The 18,726-nt window shown below is 37.6% G+C and carries 16 protein-coding genes, 1 tRNA gene and 1 riboswitch; of the genes, 7 read left to right on the top strand and 10 right to left on the bottom strand.

The genetic code is table 11. From position 1 onward, the window contains the following. Positions 1-98 precede the first annotated feature (98 nt). A complete protein-coding gene (locus NBC122_RS06810; RefSeq protein WP_133439665.1) occupies positions 99-653 on the top strand; it encodes a fasciclin domain-containing protein in 555 nt (184 codons plus the stop codon). A gap of 72 nt (positions 654-725) precedes the next feature. Here the strand turns inward: NBC122_RS06810 and NBC122_RS14445 are convergent, their stop codons facing one another. Further along, a complete protein-coding gene (locus tag NBC122_RS14445; protein WP_185145780.1) occupies positions 726-1,937 on the bottom strand; it encodes a hypothetical protein in 1,212 nt (403 codons plus the stop codon). A gap of 52 nt (positions 1,938-1,989) precedes the next feature. Next, a complete protein-coding gene (locus tag NBC122_RS06800; RefSeq protein ID WP_133439664.1) occupies positions 1,990-2,592 on the bottom strand; it encodes a Crp/Fnr family transcriptional regulator in 603 nt (200 codons plus the stop codon). A gap of 131 nt (positions 2,593-2,723) precedes the next feature. Here NBC122_RS06800 and ppk1 point away from each other — a divergent pair, with 131 nt between their 5' ends. Both ppk1 and NBC122_RS06790 read left to right on the top strand, forming a co-directional pair. After that, entirely contained in the window at positions 2,724-4,796 is a 2,073-nt protein-coding gene (gene ppk1, locus NBC122_RS06795; RefSeq protein ID WP_133439663.1) for a polyphosphate kinase 1, read from the top strand. Between the two features lie 15 nt (positions 4,797-4,811). Continuing rightward, a riboswitch (cobalamin riboswitch) is annotated at positions 4,812-5,005 on the top strand. Positions 5,006-5,104: 99 nt separating this feature from the next. Beyond that, positions 5,105-7,012 (top strand): TonB-dependent receptor plug domain-containing protein, encoded by a 1,908-nt coding sequence (locus NBC122_RS06790; RefSeq protein WP_133439662.1) that lies wholly within the window; start codon positions 5,105-5,107, stop codon positions 7,010-7,012. Positions 7,013-7,088: 76 nt separating this feature from the next. Here NBC122_RS06790 and NBC122_RS06785 read toward each other — a convergent pair whose 3' ends face one another. Then, positions 7,089-8,510 (bottom strand): CCA tRNA nucleotidyltransferase, encoded by a 1,422-nt coding sequence (locus NBC122_RS06785; protein WP_133439661.1) that lies wholly within the window; start codon positions 8,508-8,510, stop codon positions 7,089-7,091. Positions 8,511-8,627: 117 nt separating this feature from the next. Next, positions 8,628-8,879 carry a hypothetical protein gene (locus NBC122_RS06780; protein WP_133439660.1) on the bottom strand — a complete coding sequence of 84 codons (252 nt, stop codon included), beginning with the start codon at positions 8,877-8,879 and terminating at the stop codon, positions 8,628-8,630. A gap of 201 nt (positions 8,880-9,080) precedes the next feature. On the opposite strand from NBC122_RS06780, the gene NBC122_RS06775 reads away from it, so the two are divergent. Genes NBC122_RS06775 through NBC122_RS06760 form a run of 4 tightly spaced genes read left to right on the top strand, consistent with a single transcriptional unit; the run spans position 9,081 to position 12,862 of the window. Next, positions 9,081-9,539, top strand: a complete 459-nt coding sequence (locus NBC122_RS06775) for a GtrA family protein (RefSeq protein WP_133439659.1) — start codon at positions 9,081-9,083, stop codon at positions 9,537-9,539. Between the two features lie 58 nt (positions 9,540-9,597). Further along, positions 9,598-10,323, top strand: a complete 726-nt coding sequence (locus tag NBC122_RS06770; RefSeq protein WP_133439658.1) for a lysophospholipid acyltransferase family protein — start codon at positions 9,598-9,600, stop codon at positions 10,321-10,323. 42 nt (positions 10,324-10,365) lie between these two features. Then, positions 10,366-11,820 (top strand): MFS transporter, encoded by a 1,455-nt coding sequence (locus NBC122_RS06765; RefSeq protein ID WP_133439657.1) that lies wholly within the window; start codon positions 10,366-10,368, stop codon positions 11,818-11,820. Continuing rightward, complete coding sequence (locus NBC122_RS06760; RefSeq protein ID WP_133439656.1) at positions 11,810-12,862, top strand: DUF3810 domain-containing protein; 1,053 nt, start codon at positions 11,810-11,812, stop codon at positions 12,860-12,862. Before NBC122_RS06765 ends, NBC122_RS06760 begins: the two co-directional genes overlap by 11 nt. Before the next feature lie 387 nt (positions 12,863-13,249). Here the strand turns inward: NBC122_RS06760 and NBC122_RS06755 are convergent. The 6 genes from NBC122_RS06755 to NBC122_RS06730 form a co-directional block, all read right to left on the bottom strand. After that, a tRNA-Met gene (locus NBC122_RS06755) sits at positions 13,250-13,323 on the bottom strand. 47 nt (positions 13,324-13,370) lie between these two features. Beyond that, positions 13,371-14,654: a TlpA family protein disulfide reductase gene (locus tag NBC122_RS06750; protein ID WP_133439655.1), complete on the bottom strand. Its 1,284-nt coding sequence runs from the start codon at positions 14,652-14,654 to the stop codon at positions 13,371-13,373. A 60-nt stretch (positions 14,655-14,714) separates the two neighbouring features. Beyond that, the gene (locus NBC122_RS06745) at positions 14,715-14,936 is read right to left on the bottom strand and encodes a signal peptidase (RefSeq protein ID WP_246012472.1); all 222 of its coding nucleotides are present in this window, start codon (positions 14,934-14,936) and stop codon (positions 14,715-14,717) included. A 20-nt stretch (positions 14,937-14,956) separates the two neighbouring features. Further along, positions 14,957-16,924 carry a T9SS type A sorting domain-containing protein gene (locus NBC122_RS06740; protein ID WP_165983202.1) on the bottom strand — a complete coding sequence of 656 codons (1,968 nt, stop codon included), beginning with the start codon at positions 16,922-16,924 and terminating at the stop codon, positions 14,957-14,959. Between the two features lie 126 nt (positions 16,925-17,050). Continuing rightward, positions 17,051-18,232, bottom strand: coding sequence for an ATP-dependent Clp protease ATP-binding subunit ClpX (gene clpX, locus NBC122_RS06735; protein ID WP_133439653.1), 1,182 nt, complete (start codon positions 18,230-18,232; stop codon positions 17,051-17,053). Between the two features lie 72 nt (positions 18,233-18,304). Then, positions 18,305-18,694 carry an HIT family protein gene (locus NBC122_RS06730; protein ID WP_133439652.1) on the bottom strand — a complete coding sequence of 130 codons (390 nt, stop codon included), beginning with the start codon at positions 18,692-18,694 and terminating at the stop codon, positions 18,305-18,307. Positions 18,695-18,726 lie beyond the last annotated feature (32 nt).

Below are 18,726 nucleotides of genomic sequence, written 5' to 3'. Positions count from 1 at the left end.
GTCATAGCAGCTTACGGATTTTTCAGCTTAATTTTATCTCAGATTAAAAAAACTGATTCAATTTCAATTTTTAAAAATTAACCCATAAAATAAAAGCTATGAAAAAATCAATGATGATGCTCGCACTGATTGCCCTCACTTTTTCTTCCTGCTCGAAGAATGAGACAATAGCAGCTGCGACTGAAACCACAGGCACAGAAGCGGTCGGCGGTGGCCAGGAAGCAGTTGTGGATAATGACAGCGCTCCCGACATTGTGAAACTGGCGGTGAGCAATCCGGATTTATCGACTTTGGTAAAAGCAGTACAGGCGGCAGGTTTAGCGACCTCTTTAAGCAACGCCGGACCTTTCACCGTTTTCGCACCTACCAATGAAGCGTTTGCCAAACTTCCGGCAGGAACTCTAGATGATTTAATGAAACCTGAAAACGTTGAAAAATTAAATGACATTCTGGGCCACCACACTTATGTCGGAGTGATAAAAACCGATCAGCTTACAGATGGTCAAAGTCTGGGAATGGTCGACGGAACGCCCATCAGCATTAAAATCGTCAATGGAAAACCGGTGGTGAACGGTACCGTAAATATTATCGCATCTGTTCCCGCGTCCAATGGAATTGTTCACGTTGTTGACAGCGTCATCTTACCCAATTAAGGATCGAATAAGTTGTTTAAATTTAATTAATGTTTTGTTCAGCTTCCCGGAATTCAGTTTCAGGAAGCTTTTTTAGGCCTTCTTTTTTAAATTGAATAGGATGATTCCCAGCGAAATCAACATTAATAAAGAAACCGCCAACAGTATTTCCGGGGTAAAAGGAATTGAAATATATTTAATCGAGAAAATCCCCATCAATCCAAGGACAGCTTCATTTAAGAAAATCCCGAGAAGCAGAAGTTTAAGTCCGGTAATCACAGGTTTGGTCATTTTGAAAACGTTGGTTGCCAAAATCTGGTTGATCAGGAACACCGAAACACACATTAATAGAATTAAGTGCAGATAGGCAATCACTACATTCCGGAATCCAAAGGCAAACTGACTTAATGCCGGTATGGTAGATCCCAACTGCAGAAGCGTTTTCGCGAAGAATGCAAAACCGACATACATTAAGACCAACCTTTGTAACGCAGAAAAATGAAGAACCAGTTTCGCCCAGTTTCTTTTGACCAATAGATATAGTTTGCCCGCTCCAAAAGTCTGAGCGACCGTCGCCAGTACAATGGCGATAAAAATCCAAAGGGGGATTTTCATCCAAAGTACCGAAAGTCCAAAACCAACTAAACAGCCTGTAAACATCAGCCAAAAAATCATTTTGTTTTCCTGATCAGAAATTTCAGCTCCGATTTCCTTTAGTGAATGAATAAGTAATCCTATACAGCTGAAAATAAAAAATCCGTTATACTGAAAATGCAGGTAATAATAAGTGGAAGCCAGATATAAATTTTGGGGCATATTTCCTGAAGCCATCATATAACTGAGTCCAAAAACGCCGACCGAGGAAATAACAGAGAAAAACAATCCTCCCAAAAACCACGGTTTTGCCAAATCGTGATTATTCCGCAAATCTCTCACTAAGAAAAAGAAGAAGACGAAACCAGTCAGCAAAGCGGCAGTTGAGGCGGCAATAGATGCCCAGTAATAGCCATTATAAATAAAACTCGGAATCATCGCGTACGCCGACACCGCATTGACAATCAGTAAAGCATGGTATTTTTTCAACTGCTGTTCAGAAAGAATCCCGTGCAAATACCGGATCATCAGCACATAAATAATCTGTGTAATCCAACCGTAGAAAGCGAAATGAGAATGCGCTTCCTGCACATGTTTCTGATCAACTATCGGCAGTGAATAGGCGATTTTATATCTCATCAAAACACCCAGTACCGCAACGATTAAAAAGTTAAGAACTGAAAACCGAAGCCAAAAAATAATATTCTTCATCCTACAAAATTATGCTGAAAAAACAGATTACGGATATGACTCCCGTCATGATTTAAATGAAAATTTTACCGTTAACAATCTCAAGTTTTCCCTCTTTTTCCATTTTTTTAATGGTCCGGATAACGGTTTCAATTCTCAGTCCGGTCATGTGGGAAAGTTCTTTCCTGGTATAATTAATCATTATTTTTTCGCCGTCGCAGCCATTCTCACTTTTAAAATCACGCAGCTGCAGCAGAATGCGGTCTTCCGGATTAAACAAAACAATCTGCTTGAGTAAGTGACTTTTTTTAATGGATTTTTTAGCGATAGAAACCGTAAATTCAAAGAGTTTTTCCGGGTGTTCTTTTAAATAAGCAATCAGGCGCTCGCGTTCAATTTTGATGATTTCCACTTTATCAGAACACACTTCTATGTTTCCCGGCACAGGCTCATTTAACAAAATGGCAGGTTCTGCAAAAAAATGACCTTCTTTCACTTTGTGCTGCAAAAGTTCTTTTCCTTTTTCCGTTAAATTAAAAACAGAAAGTTCGCCATGTTTTAAATAAAAAAAGCATTGGGAACGGTCGCCCTCGTGTAAAATAATATCCCCTTTGTAATATCTTTTAGATTCTGCTTTTGTGGTGCTTATTAAATCATCGTCCAATAAAAACTTCATGTTATATCTTTGTAATTCCTTCAAATATACCAAAGTTTTAACAAACTTTTAGGATAATATTACTACAATTTAATCAAAAAACCGCTGAAAACCCATTAGGAATCTCTATTTTTGAATTCATAATTAAAAAAATGTCGAATCAGTTCAATCCAAGAGATATTACCTGGCTTTCTTTTAACGAGAGAGTTTTACAAGAAGCTATGGATGAGTATGTTCCGTTGCATTTGCGGATTCGTTTTTTGGGAATTTTTTCCAATAATCTGGATGAGTTTTTCCGGGTTCGCGTGGCCGGTTTAAAACGGGCGATGGATTTCAAAGATAAATTCATCACGGAATCCTTTTATCAGCCGCCGACCAAGATTCTGCAGAAAATAAATGAAATTGTAATCCGGCAACAGCAGAATTTCGCGAAAACCTGGAAGAAAATTCAGGTTGAAATGGCCGACCAGAAAGTCTTCATTAAAACCGCCAGGAATTTAACCTCCGCTCAGAAACAGTTTGTCACTTCCTATTTTGATGAAGTGGTAGAAAGCAATGTCATCCCGATTTTATTGCATGACAATTCACCCATGCCCTATTTAAGGGACAAATCTCTTTACTTAGGAGTGGCGATGCGGAAAAAAGAATTTCAGTACGAAAGCAAATTTGCGATTATCGAAATTCCGTCGCGAATCGTCGGACGGTTTGTTTTACTGCCTTCGGCCGTCCCCAACGAAAAAAATGTCATGTTGTTAGAAGACGTTATCATTTACAATCTGCCGCACATTTTCTCTTACTTCGGCTATGAAGAGTTTGAAGCGCACTGTTTTAAAGTAACGAAAGATGCCGAATTCGATTTGGATAATGACATCAAAACCACGCTCGCCGAGAAAATAGAAAAAGGAGTAAAATCCCGGCGCAAAGGCAAACCCACCCGTTTCACTTTTGATAAACTGATGGACAAAGCGCTGCTGGAATTCCTGATCAGAAAACTTCATTTAACAAAAAAAGACAGCATTATTCCGGGCGGAAAAATTCATAATTTCCGGCATTTCATGGAGTTTCCCGATGTGTTTGAAACCTATAAAAAACCGGTTGAAAGGACCTCTTTTGACCATCCTGAACTGGTAGGAAAAAGAATTACCGATGTGATTCAGAAAACCGACATTCTGCTCACTTTTCCCTACCACAAATACACTCCAGTCATCGATCTGTTGCGGGAATCTGCGATGGATCCCGACGTGAAGTCAATTCAGATTACGGCGTACCGGTTAGCGAGCAATTCCAAAATCATCAATGCCTTAATTAATGCGGTGAGAAACGGTAAGGAAGTGACGGTGATGCTGGAACTTCGCGCAAGATTCGATGAAGAAAACAATCTGAAATGGAAAGAGATTCTGGAGCAGGAAGGCGTGAAGGTTTTAACGGGGATTCCGAATAAAAAGGTTCATGCGAAACTTTGCGTCATTAAAAAAAGAGCCAACAATAAAACCCTTCAGTATGGTTTTGTAAGTACCGGAAACTTCAATGAAAAAACGGCAAAAATTTATGGTGACCATTTGATAATGACTTCTGACCGGGGAATTATGGCCGACATCAACAAAATATTTACCGTTCTGAAAAAACCAAAACAGGACGTGATTCCCGCTTTGAAATCCTGCAAAAATCTGGTGGTTTGTCCGGAATTCATGCGCGAGAAAATCATTGACCATATTGAGAAAGAAGTTGAAGAAGCCAAATCCGGCAGAAAAACTTTAATTATCATTAAAGTCAATTCCCTGAGCGACCGGGATTTAATTACCAAACTTTATGAGGCTGCAAAAGTAGGAGTCGTGATCAAAATGATTGTACGTGGGATTTACTGCGCGATTAATCAGAAGGATTTCAAACAGAAAATCCAGGCCATCAGCATTGTTGATGAATATCTGGAACATTCCCGCATCATGTATTTTTACAATAAAGGTCATGAAGATGTCTATATTTCCTCTGCCGACTGGATGACCCGTAATCTGGATTACCGGATTGAAGCCGCCGCAAAAATCACTCAGAAAAATCTGAAAAAAGAAATCAAAGACCAACTGGAAATTCAGCTGAGCGACAATGTAAAAGCCAGAATCCTCGACAAGAAAATGGCGAACGAATATGTAAAAGCCGACACTAAAGAAATACGGTCGCAGATTGAAACTTACCATTATCTGAAAAATAAAACAGCGCAGGAAAAGTAAGGATAAGAATCTGAATGTTCAGAAGTTTTCGTGGTATAAAAAATAAACAATACCTTTGCCCTGCTTTTAGAAAAGGGAATTGTGTGCGAATCACAAACTGTCCCCGCAACTGTAAATCACCATTAGTGAAACTGCGATACAACCACTGAGCAATCGGGAAGGTGCAGTTTTGTGAAAGTCAGGAGACCTTACTGAAAGTATTATTATTAAACGCTTTCGGAGGAAGAGTCGTGAATTACTGAACTTTCAGTTCTGTTTTTTTACCTGCATTTTTTTCCGATAAGTCATCTTTAACCTAATTATTTTTTATGAACAAAAAATTAATCCTGGTTGGAGCAATGCTTGTCGTAAGTTCAAACATTATTGCCCAACAGGAAACCACGATCGATGAAGTAACAATCGCTTCAAAAACACCACAACAACTTTACAAAACCGGAAAAAATGTAAAACTGATTTCCCAGGAGGATCTTCAGAAATACAAAGGTCAAAATGTAAACGATGTCCTCGACCAGGTAGCCGGAATTCAAATTACAGGAAATTTCAACAACGCTCAGGAGCCAAAATCAATGAAAATCCGCGGTGGGAAAAGCGCCAATGTTTTAATTTTAATTGATGGAATCCCTTTGAAAGACGTTACAGGAAATGATTACAACGCGGCTGACCTTCGGCTTTTGTCTTTAGAAAATGTAGAAAGCATCGAGGTTTTAAATGGAGCATCTTCTGTGTTGTACGGTTCAAATGCTACGGTTTCGGTCATCAATATTAAAACTAAATTTTCTTCGGTGGACAAAATTCAGGGAACTTTAGGCGCAAGAGCCGGTTCTTATGATACGTTTGCGCAAAACTTGGGACTGCGCGGAAAACTCAGTCAGTTCAATTATCAGATTTCCGGATTCAATGAAAAATCCGAAGGTTTTTCTTCTGCTACCGGCGAAAATTTCGATAAAGACGGTTTCGAAAAACAAAATATTAATGCCAATTTTGGCTTTAAAACTGATAATTTCACGGTTAATTTGAATGGAGGATGGAAGCATCATTTATTCGATTACGATGAAGGCGCTTTCACCGACGGAAAATACCGGGGAAATGATGAGCAGAGTTATGCCGGAGCAAATGCAAATTTTAAATACAACAAAGGTGAAATCACCTTCAATACAAGGTTTTCCGGAAATGAAAGATTAGGCCAGAACTTTGTTTCAAACGGTTACCAGGACCAATTCAGTTATTCTGGAAGAACTTTTTTCTCAGAACTTTTTAATCATTATACCTTTTCTGATCACTTCAGTTTTATTGTAGGACTACAGTATGAGACACAAAAATTGGGCGCAAAATCTCTTCCATGGGGTGGAAATTCGATGCAGGATGATTTGATTATGAACGATACCAAACTCAATAATTTTGATGTTTTCGCAACGGCAAACATCAATTATGAAGGTTTAAATCTTGATCTTGGAAGCAGAATGACCGATCATTCCAAATTTGGAAATCATTTCGTGTACAACATCAATCCGTTTTATCTGCATGAAATGGAAAGCACCTATTTCAAAGTAGGATATTCCTTTGCGACCGCTTTTATTGCCCCAACTCTTTACCAAAATTACGGTTCGCTTCCTTACACTTTACCGAATTCCGACCTGAAACCTGAACTCAACTCTTCACACGAAATCGATCTGAGTTTCGGAAAAAAAGACAGAAGTCTGAATGTTACCGCAAGCCTTTTCCAAAGACAGGAAAAAGAAGCTTTTGCTTATCAAACAGTTGATTTTGTTACCTATGCAGGGCAATTTAAAAATGTAGGAGACAATAAAGTAAAAGGTTTTGAAATCGCCGCAGATTATCGTTTCAGCGAAATGTTTAAACTGGGCGGAAATTTCACTTTTGTGGAAAAAGAAAAAGAAGAAACCATGCTCCGTCAACCGAAACAAAGGGTAAATTCTTATCTTGAAGTTTCGCCTTTTTCGACAACAAAAATTAATTTCGCTCATCAATTTGTATCGAAAAGAACTGATGCTTATTACGACGCTACTACTTTTTCCAACAAAAATGTGGAGTTAGAAAGTTTCAATTTATTTAACCTCAATATCAATCAGAATATCATTAAAAACGTCGATGCTTTTGTAAATATCGGCAATCTTTTTAATACTTCTTATGTTGATGTAATTGGCTTTAATACCAAGGGAAGAAATTATACCGTTGGTGCTCAATATCAATTTTAAACAGATAAAAGACCTCAATCAACTTTGCCAAAGTTTCGAACTTTGGCAAAGTTTTTTTTGTTTTTACAAAGAGAATTTATTGCAGAATTAATCCTAATAATTCCCCTTCGCGAATCACGAAACTTTTCGCTTCTTCTTTATCGTTTCCGATTTCGCCTTCCAGAATGGCTTCTTTTACTTTCTCTTTTAAAATCCCAATTTCTCTGCCGGGCTGAATATTAAACATTTCCATAATTTCTTCACCTGAAATGGGTGGCTGAAAATTCCGAACCTGATCTTTTTCTTCAACTTCTTTAATTTTCAAAGCAACATATTCGAAATTCTTTTTAAACTTTGCCTGTTTTGAAGAATTCTTGGTGGTAATATCGGCTTTGTTCAGAATAAACAAATCTTCCAGATCTTCGCCGGCATCAAACAAAAGTCTACGCAGCGCCGAATCAGAAGTTCCATCATCAACCAGCGCAATAGGTCTCGAGGATAACTTCACTAATTTCTGAACATATTTCATGTCGGCTCCGAGCGGAAGTTTTAACCGGTAAAAAATATTTTTCACCATTTTTGATCCTAAGAATTCGTGGCCGTGAAAAGTCCAGCCCGTTCCGTCAACAAATTTTTTGGTTGGCGCTTTTCCGATATCGTGGAGCAATGCTGCCCAGCGAAGCCAAAGATTTCCTGTATTCTGGCAAATGTTGTCAACGACTTCCAGCGTATGCCAGAAATTGTCTTTGTGCGTTTGTCCTTCTACTTCTTCAATTCCTTTCAATGCGGTAAGTTCAGGAATGATGAGTTGCATTAGACCGGTTTGTTCCATTAATTTCAACCCCAGAGAAGGTTTTTCGGAAAGCATAATTTTATTGAATTCCACCATGATGCGTTCCAGCGAAACAATTCTTATTCTTTCTGCTTCCTGCTGAATGGCTTTCAGAGAATTTTCTTCAATTTTGAAATTTAAGGTGGATGCAAACCGAATCGCGCGCATCATCCGCAAAGGATCGTCTGAGTACGTTTGGCTGGGTTCAAGGGGAGTACGGAGGATTTTTTTCTTAATATCATTAATTCCGTCAAAAGGATCGATCAGGTCACCGAAGTTTTCTTTATTTAAAGAAATCGCCAAGGCATTAATGGTAAAATCCCTGCGTTTCTGGTCGTCTTCCAAAGTCCCGGTTTCTACAGAAGGCTTTCGGGAATGCTCAGCATAACTTTCTTTGCGGGCACCTACGAATTCCAAATCCAGTCCTTCATGTTTGAACATTGCAGTGCCGTAATTTTTGAATACAGAAACTTTCAGTTTGGGATTAATTTCGTGTGCAACAGCTTTTGCTAAATCGATTCCGTTGCTTTCTGTAACAAAATCAATGTCAGTGGGTGTTTTTCTTTTCATCAATAAATCCCGCACATAACCGCCAACAATAAAAACCGTTTGGTTGTTTTTCCCGGCAACTTCTGAAATAATTTTAAAGAGTTTCAGATTTTTATTTTGATTGAGATTGATGTTCATAGCTATTCTTCGACAATTTCTGCAAAGATAAAGCTTCTGATTTAATCAGCCGGTATTGAAGAACTACGGCAGATTCAAAAAAAGTGATCACCGGTAAAAAACCGCAGTATTGAGGGGTTAATCTACCGTTGGGGAATTATTTAAAAGCCAGTCATCAATTTCTTCTTCTAAATATTCGGTCTGTAATTTTATCGCTTCCATAAAATCATCGGGTATGTTGGCTGTGTCGGTATTTTCCAGATTCCATAATTCGTCAGACATCAGTTCGTACTCGGAATATATTCTTTTGAATCGGGGGCTGTTTTTCTCTAATTCCTCAATTTTCTTTTGTTGAGGCGTAAATTTTCGGTAAGGTCTTTGTGTGGTCATGTTTTTTCGTGATTAAATTTTTGACTGGTTTATAAAACTTACTTCTGGTCTCAGACTCCATTAACTCATTAAAAATGAAAAAGTTACATTCACACATCTCTCTTTCACAAAATAAAAGTAAACAATATATCAAAGCGAAAAAATATTTTAACAAGTTTTTCTGATTGTTTAACATATAGTTTTAAATTTGCAACAATTAATATGAAGGAACTTTTACTCAAACAAAAACAAGTATTACTTTTCGTGATCGCGGGAGGGCTCAGTGCTGTCATAGAAATCGGTTCATTTAAAATATTCAGCGTATATCTGCCGTTGATTTTTTCCGGAGAAAATAATTATTACGGGATCCATTTCCCACTAAGCAATATATTTTCAACGAGTTGCGGAATTATCACTAATTATTTCCTGAGCATCTGGTTTGTTTTTGAGCGCGGCAAACATTCAAAACGCAAGGAATTTGCTTACTTTATGTTTGTTTCTTTTTTCTCAACTTTGCTGAGTTTAACTTTCTTCCAGCTTTTCTTTAGATTTGCGTTCAAAGAGAATATCGATGTAGGATTCTTCGTTATCAGCCAGGCGGTTATAAGTAAAACAGCAGCGATTCTGTTGGTTTCTGTCTTGAATTACTCGGTGAAGAAAAAAGTGATTTTCAATGGTTAATCATTAGAGTAATGAATAGCCCTTCTGTAATTTACCTAAAAAGTAATTTTCAAAGTACATGACAAAAGTTTTGAATTATATCTGGCGAGGCTGGATGGTGATTTTAGGAGCCGTCCTGACCCCGATTCTGGGCATTCCTGTGTTGCTGTTCTCCATTAAAAAAGAACATTATCCGTATGCCTATTTTTTCATCCGTTTATGGTGCTTCGGGATGTTTTACGGAATGGGATTCCGCTATGAGCTGATCAACCTCACCGATAAAAAGATGGATAAAAATCGACCGTATGTTTTTGTCTCCAACCACACCTCTATTATGGATGTGATGCTGCCGTGTATTCTGATGCCGCACCATCCGCTGTGTTATGTCGGGAAAAAGGAATTGGTGAAGATTCCGATTTTTGGAACGATTTATAAAAGGATTTGTGTGATGGTCGACCGGTCTTCTGCCCGCAGCCGTGCAGATGTGTACCGCCGTTGCGCAGAAAGAATGGAAGAAGGACAAAGCATTGTCATCTTTCCGGAGGGCGGGGTTCCCGATGACACTTCGGTACTGCTGGATTCTTTTAAAGATGGTGCTTTTACACTTTCATCGAAACATCAGTCCCCGATTGCCGTATTCACATTTGTTGGTTTAAAGGAGATGTTTCCTTTCAATTATGGAAAAGGGCATCCGGGAAAAGTGAAAGTTTATTTCAATGATGTATTGGAACCCAATCAGTCTGCGGAATTGCTAAAAGCAGAAGCACACCAAAAGATCAAAAACATTTTGAAAAGCTCAGTTTGAGAAATTAAAATAGCTATATTTGTTTTTAAGAAATAAATAAATATGTCGACAAATTCTAATTATTCTAAACAAACCAATTGGGGGCAATTTGTACCTTTGGTAACTGTATTTTTCTTTTGGGGATTCGTTGCGGCGAGCAACGATATTTTGATCCCGGTATTTAAAAAAGCATTTAATCTTTCCCAAGGTCAAAGTCAGTTGGTTTCGGTGGCATTTTATGTCGCATATACAGTGGGATCACTGATTTATATGTTTATTTCTAAAGCCATAAAACAGGATGTAGTTAATAAAATCGGATATAAAAACGGTTTGATCTTAGGACTTCTCATCTCAGCATCGGGAACCTTACTGTTTTATCCGGCAGCAAATCTGGGTTCTTTTCCTTTAATGATTACAGGGTTATTTATTTTGGGACTGGGCTTTTCGCTACAACAGATTGTGGCCAACCCGCTGGCAATTGAAATTGGACCGACTGAAACGGGATCACAACGCCTTACCATGGCGGGAGGAATTAATAATTTGGGAACAACGATTGGACCATTAATCGTCGCATTTGCTATTTTCGGTTCGGCGACCGCTTCTAATACGGAAGCGAGTATAGAATCTGTAAAAATCCCTTATATGGTTCTGGGAGGCGCGTTCATTCTGGTCGCAATTTTATTGAAATTCTCATCACTTCCACAAATTACACCAACGATTACAGAAGATACAGACGATGTTGTTCCTGGTGAGCACAGAGATTCTGCTTTGAAATATCCGCAACTGGTATTAGGAATGATTGCCATTTTCGTCTATGTCGGCGTAGAAGTATCTACGGCAAGTAATTTGCCGGCCTACATGGAAAACTCACTAGGTTTTTCAACCAAAGATATTGCTCCGTACGTTTCCTTATACTGGGCATCTTTAATGATTGGCCGATGGACCGGTGCAGTTGAAGCGTTTGACATCACATCAGGTTCAAAAAAGATCTTAAGATTTTTAGCTCCCTATTTAGCATTTGGTGTTTTCCTTTTGGTCAATGCAATTGCACAGCATGATTTATCCCATTTCTATATTTATGGTGTGATTATTCTGGTAATGATTGCGTGCGATATCTTAAGCAAAGGAAATCCTGCAAGAATGCTGCTGATCTTTTCATCAATGGGAATACTGTCCTTAATCACCGGAATGATGACCACGGGAATGATCTCTGTATATGCCTTCACCAGTGTTGGATTATTTTGCTCCACCCTTTGGCCATGCATCTTTGCTTTGGCAATTAATGGATTGGGAAAACACACCAACCAAGGTTCTGGTTTTTTAATTATGATGATTATGGGTGGCGGTATCGTTTCCTGGCTGCAAGGAATGCTTGCTGATTACACGAATATTCACTTCAGTTATATCGTAGGTGTTATTTGCTTTGCCTATCTTGTATTCTATGCTTTGCGGGTAACGAAAATACTGAAAGAGCAGGGAATCAGTCTGGATCAAGTTCAAAAAGAAAATGCTCATTAAAGAGGGTCATATCTACAATAAAAAAAGATTTTGGGCAGGTGTATTACTTGCCCAATTTGTTTTGTTTTTAATTCTTTCAAAAATCGATTTTGCCGTCGGTATTTTTGAAAGAATTTTTGAATTTCAGAAAAGAATTCATCAACACATCTTTTCTATAATCCCTTTTTCTGTCGGTGATATATTCTATATTTTCTTATTGGCGATTTTTCTTTTTTTCATTTTTAAAATTATAAAAAAAAGAAGCCGGAAAAGATATTCTTTAAAATTATTAATTCTTCTTAACATTCTGTATTTCACCTATCAGATTTTTTGGGGAATGCTTTACTTCCAGAAACCGCTCTTAGAAAAATTACCGGAAAAAGAGATCAATATCGAGGACGTAAAAACCCTCAGCTTAGAATATCTTGAACGCTGCAAAAAAACAAGAACGCTGGTACAAGAAGATCAGAATGGAGTTTTCATTGTTTCAAACAATTTGCCTGTTAAAGAGGAAATACTGAAGAATCAGACTCAACTCCCCGCTTATTTAAATAACAAGAAAGGGACACGGACCCGGGCTTTCAAATCGAGTTTATTTAAACCGGTCATGAGCTATACCGGGATCTTAGGATACTACAATCCGTTTACAGCTGAAGCGCAGTATAACGCTGCCCTGCCCTCTACTTATATTCCTTTCACGCTGTCACATGAGAGCGCCCATCAATTGGGCTACGCAAGAGAACAGGAGGCCAATTTCATCGGTTTTTTAATTGGCAGGGATTCGAAAAATGCAGATCTAAAATACAGTACCGAATATTTTGTTTTGAAATCTTTGCTTAATTATCTGGCAGAACATGACCGGAAATTTGCTGAAACCATATTAGAAAACTATTCTATTGGAATGAAACGTGACCGGATTGCAGAAAAACTTTTCGTTAAAAAGCACGAAGGACTTTTTAATGTGTTTTTCAGATTCACCAATGATCTATTTCTGAAAAGCAACCAACAGGAAGGCAGCATAACCTATTCCTATTTCATCGATCTGCTTATCCGGTATCAGTAAGTGACAACAAAAAAAGAATCGCACCTTACGATGCGATTCTAAAAACACAAATGATGAAAAAAAATTTATGCTTTCAATCTGGCTGACGCCATCTTTAAAGCGATGTAAATGTAGAAATAAATTTTGTAATAACAAAGTTATTTCTGAGGATAATTAGTTAAAATTAACTTACAAAACCTGAAGTTATTCTTTCGGTACCACTCCTTTTTGACCGTCCTGATTATGACAGTTAAAATGAACTTTTATTGAAGTATCGAGAAAGCCTAACGGCAATAAAAAAATGAAGATGGTAACGGAGATTCCGTATTTTAAATTTCATTTTTAACACGGAACTCAGCAGAATTTACACAAAAATAAAAGTCCAGTAAAAATACTGGACCTTTTTTGTAGCGAAGACGGGAATTGAACCCGTGACCTCAGGGTTATGAATCCTGCGCTCTAACCAACTGAGCTACCTCGCCGTTTTTGAGTGGTGCAAATATAAAAATATTTTACGAGGTAGCAAAAATTAATTTAACTTTAAATAAGAAATTACATCTGCAGCATGATCCGGCTTGGCAATAATTTTATTGTGACCATCCAATATATAATAGCTAGGAGTTGCGTGGACATTATAAGTGTCTGAGAATGAACTATTCCAACCTTTCAATTCAGAATCATTAATCCAGGGAAGCATTTTAGCTTTATTTTCGTACGCCAGGGCATCACTGTCCAAAGAAAAAGCGATAACTTCACCCTTCAACCCTTTAATTGCGCTATATTTCTCGATAATCTTGGGTAATTCTGCTTCGCAATGGGAGCATGTTGAAGCCCAGAAAACAATAATTTTCTTATCCGCCTTTACATCATAAATGGATTTGGCTTTGGTATTCGATGCTCTATTGAAAACATAATTGGGAAATGTTGCTCCAATTTCTGTATTAATATTTGTTTCAATAGTATTCTTTAATCTTTCGTTAATTGTACATTTCAAATTCTTCGCTTCGGTAAGGTATTTGTCTTTTAAATCCTGCATTGCATAAGTATCAAAAATCTCAATAAGTTCAGAAAGAACTGTTTGTCCGCGGGGAGTTTCTACATTTACGGCCTTTAACATCTTATCTACATCTGCAGATAGGCTGGCACTGGAACCGGCATTTAAATAAGCAACCAGAATAGGCCTCAATAAAGATGAACTCTCCAGCAATTCATTTGATTTTGTCAAAAAATCGATAATTTGGTCATGAGTAACAGCGCTCTTATTGGCATTTTTTTCCAAAAACTTATTATAGTTGCTTCCGTAATATGCTACAAACGGGAACTTGCTAAGATCTGGCGCAGCATTGGAGAGACGGAGAACTTCATTGTTGAGGGCCGTGGCAAAATCACTCTTAGTTTTGTAATACTCTTTAATTTGATATAAGGCCGGCAAAATATATTCTTTCTTTTTCTGAATATCCTGCATTTGATCCATCACATAATTTGCTTCGTCTATATAATCAATATTCACGATTTTATCTTTCTCAGTTTCAAATTTCATTTTAACATCCTTATTTTCTGAGATAAAATTAATGGATGCGTTCGTCTCCGGGAAATACAGCTTCATCATCCCGGAATAGGGTTTACTGACATTGATCTGCCATGAATTGCCTTTCTTTATCTCCTTGCTGTTCAGGACATCTTTGGAACCATTCAGCGTATAGAGATACACTTCTTTGGGAGTAAAGGAAGATGGGACTTCTACATTGATTTTAAACTGCGCTTCATAAGAATTTACAGCCAACAAACTCAAGATAAATATTACTTTTTTCATAATGTAAATATAAAAAAAAACTCATTGTAAATTCAATGAGTTCTTTGTATTGTTAAAAGGTTATACTATTTGTTTTCTGTGTACTCTTTTAGCATAAAGAACAATAAATAAAATCGCTGCTGCTGCTAAAATAAAAATGTACATATCGATTGGTGCTGCCGCTGTTTCGGGGGTTGTTCCTCCAGTACCGCCACCTGGTGGAGGTGGTGTCTGGGCATTTAATAAAAAACTGCCAAGCAAAATAAAAGCGGTTACGAATGTCTTAACTATATTTTTCATCATCTTGTGTAATTTGTGTTGTATTATCTTAGGATTTTGGTTACTACTTTCTCACCTTTCTCTGAAGTGATCTGTACTATATAACCCGCAGAAGTTCTTTGAAGAGGCAATTCATAACGACCTGCCGCTGAAACTTTAGAAGCATCATGTACAAGTTTTCCACTCATATCATACACTTGAATATCTGCATTTTTCCATGTTTTATCAAAGATTACAAAATAGTTGTCATTCTCTGGACTGAAGACTACAATGGTGCTGCTTTTTTTCAAACTGGTATCCGTACCCAACGCAATGCTTTGGGGCTTACCATAATAAATATTATATTCTACCCCATTTTGATAATTTCCCGGAACGCTGTTTACGATTGCATTCTGTATGATGGGGTGCGCTGTGGATTCGGTTTCTTTTCTATAATAAAAGCCCTCTCCCTGCGATAATAAATGAGTTGCGTCATTAACCAACTCAGCATTTTCTCTAATTTCAAATTTGAAACTTACAATATTTGAATTGTAATTCACCATTTTAATATTTTTCCCTTTGAAATCATTTTCGTTTGCTTCGTTAAGATACAACCAGTAGGAAACATTATTGTTATCATATCCACCATTGATTGGATCCTCTTCAAAAGTGCCAAAAAGTTGATCGCCCTGCGCTCCAATCTGAGCTTTCACCTGGGTGGAATTACCTGATACAGTAGTCTCTCCTACAACATAATAAGTTCTTTCAACTTCATTACCATTTGCATCTAGACCAATAATACCAAGTTGCTTAACCGTAGAGGTATTACCTGCTCCTTTTGCCGCCGTAACAGTGTATGGTGTAGTTGCTGATCTTGGATGATATTTAAACCTTCTCAAGGTAGAAAAATCGAGAATGGGCTTAGCTATATTGTCATTTAATTTTATAACAAAAGTACCCATTGGGCGGATAACCTGGTAATCTACATCACCAGTTGCAACTCCTGTATTAAAGGTTATTGCTTTATATGAAGTTGATCCACCAACTTCATTGGGCTTAAATTGCACTCCTGAAACCTCTAATCGCACTCCGTAAATATTGCTGAGATTGTTACCGTCACCATTCGCTTCGGCGATAGCGATCTGAGACAAATCTAAATTAGTCAGATAAGGATTGCCAAACTGATAAATGTTTTTACCAAAATCACCATTCCATGCTGTACCGCCACTGGCAATATGGAACCCATCCTGTAAATAGGTATTATATCTTCCACCGTATTCGTTGATTCCGCTTCCACCAACACCGAAGAACATACCTTCTCCTGCGTTTTCGAGTGTTATTTTTTTATCGGCATCAAGAACATCTGCAACCGGTCTACCTTTTAAAGTTCTTGTGAGTGAAGAAACATCCAATGCTTTTCCTCCTAAACTAAAATAGGTAAACGCTTTTGTATCTTCACCAAGTTTAAAACTCAAATTGGGCAGGTTATCAAATACAACTCTACTGTTGTTCCAACGTAAAATTTCATTTTCTGATCTTCTTACCGTATTAAAAAATTTTCCTAATTCGGAATTTAAAGTTGACGCTGATTTACTGTAAAATGGCATACCTATCTGCTGGTAAGCACCATGACTTACCTGCCGATATTCCTGATCAACAATACCTTTAATATTACTTTGAATGATACCAGAAATAAATAACTGCCCATAGGTGTAAACGGGCGGCGTAGTGGGATTAATAGAATTAGTTGATGCATAGGCAGTTGGCTCATTCAATTTATTAATAAAGTTACCTCCTCCATTCGTTTCAACTTTATCCGCCCCAGCAGCATCGATTGTTTTAAAAACATCTGTCGTACCGTTTCCAACTACCATAACGTTTCCGTGGTTTTCGAAAACAGCATTTCCTTTCATCTGAAGACCACCGCCATTATAAAACAACGAACCTTTACCGACGTAGAGAACCCCGTCAGTGTCTACATGGCAAACAATTTGGGCTCCGAGAGTTACGCTCAACGCCAAAAAGCCTATCATAAATAGATTTTTTTTCATTTCAATTTGTGTTTTGTGTTTGTGTTTGTGTTTTGTACTTTCTTAAAAAAGAATGCCTTACAAAGATAATTAATTTTTGTAAGGCATCATCAGAATGTTCTCAAAAAGCTAAAAAAGGGTGTTTTCACGGTCTATTACCACTTTTTTCTGAGCAGCAATATTGAACATGTAATCTTCCAGCACTTTTTCAGTAGTCCCACGAAGTCCTCGTGCTCCCAGACCTTTTTCCATTGTTTCTTCTACAATACTTTCAAGGCCCTCATCTGTGAATTCCAACTGGACTCCATCCATTTTAAACAGTTCTACAAACTGATTCACAATTGAGTTCTTAGGCTCTTTCATAATCCGAATCATCGTTTCTTTGGTTAATTTATCCAAATAGGTAATGATCGGAAATCTTCCTAAAAGTTCAGGAATCAGACCGAACTTCCGTAGATCAATGGCATTCAGTTGGCTTAAGATATATTCTTCCTCCTCTATTTTATTTAGCTTTTCTGCACTGAAACCGATAGCCTGTTTATTCAACCTGCGCTCGATAATTTCTTTGATCCCATCAAAAGCACCCCCGGCAATAAACAGAATATTCTGGGTATTAACCTGGATGTATTTTTGATCAGGATGTTTTCTACCTCCCTGCGGGGGAACATTGACGATGCTTCCTTCTAATAATTTTAGTAAACCCTGTTGCACTCCTTCACCGGAAACATCTCTGGTAATACTTGGATTATCAGATTTACGAGCAATTTTATCGATCTCATCAATAAAAACGATTCCTTTCTCTGCTTTTTCTACGTCATAATCAGCTACCATTAAAAGTCGTGATAAAATACTTTCAACATCTTCTCCTACATAACCGGCCTCTGTAAGAATAGTTGCATCTACAATACAGAAAGGCACATTCAATTCTCTTGCAATCGACTTTGCCAAAAGCGTTTTTCCCGTACCTGTTTCACCGATCATGATGACATTTGATTTTTCGATTTCCACCTCGCGGTTTTCATCTTTTGCATGCAATAACCTTTTATAATGATTATAGACTGCGACCGACAACTGCTTTTTTGCCTGATCCTGTCCAATCACATATTGATCCAGAAATTCTTTTATTTCTTTCGGCTTTTTTAAATCCTCTATCTTTTCTGTAGAAACAGAACCAGCTGCTGTGCTGGTTTCCTTTACGATGCCGTGTGCCTGTTCGATGCATTCTTCACAAATAAAACCATTATTTCCAGAAATTAGCATTTGCACTTCATTTCGTTTTTTTCCACAAAAAGAACATTGGTTTGAATTCATATAAATTTTATAATTAAGAATAAGTTTAAAAAAAACTTTGTCAAAGTTCAATACTCTGACAAAAGTTGGTGTTTAAGAATTAATGATATGCTGTTGGGCTTCCCGATACTCTTCATCAGAAAATTTCAATCTTACATTTTTGAAGTTCATATCTTCCATTTTAGTAATCGGAATCAGATGAATGTGGGCGTGGGGAACTTCTAATCCGACCACCGCAACGGCGACTCGGCGCTCGGGGTATGCTTTCGCCATTTTTTTCGCAACATGCTGTGCAAAACTCCACAGGTTTTTGAAATCGTCATTTTCCATATCAAAAATAAGATCTATCTCCTGCTTGGGAATGACCAGACAATGGCCTTTAACCAAAGGCATCGAATCAAGAAAAGCCAGATGCTTTTCATCTTCTGCAATCGTGTAAGACGGAATTTCGCCCTGTACAATTTTTGTAAAAATAGAAGCCATGATGATTGTATTTAATTAAAAACCCACGCATA

Origin of the sequence: Chryseobacterium salivictor, from assembly GCF_004359195.1 — a bacterium.
Taxonomy (GTDB): domain Bacteria; phylum Bacteroidota; class Bacteroidia; order Flavobacteriales; family Weeksellaceae; genus Kaistella; species Kaistella salivictor.
The sequence above is the reverse complement of the archived record's forward strand: the minus strand, read 5'-3'. Positions and strand labels throughout refer to the sequence as shown.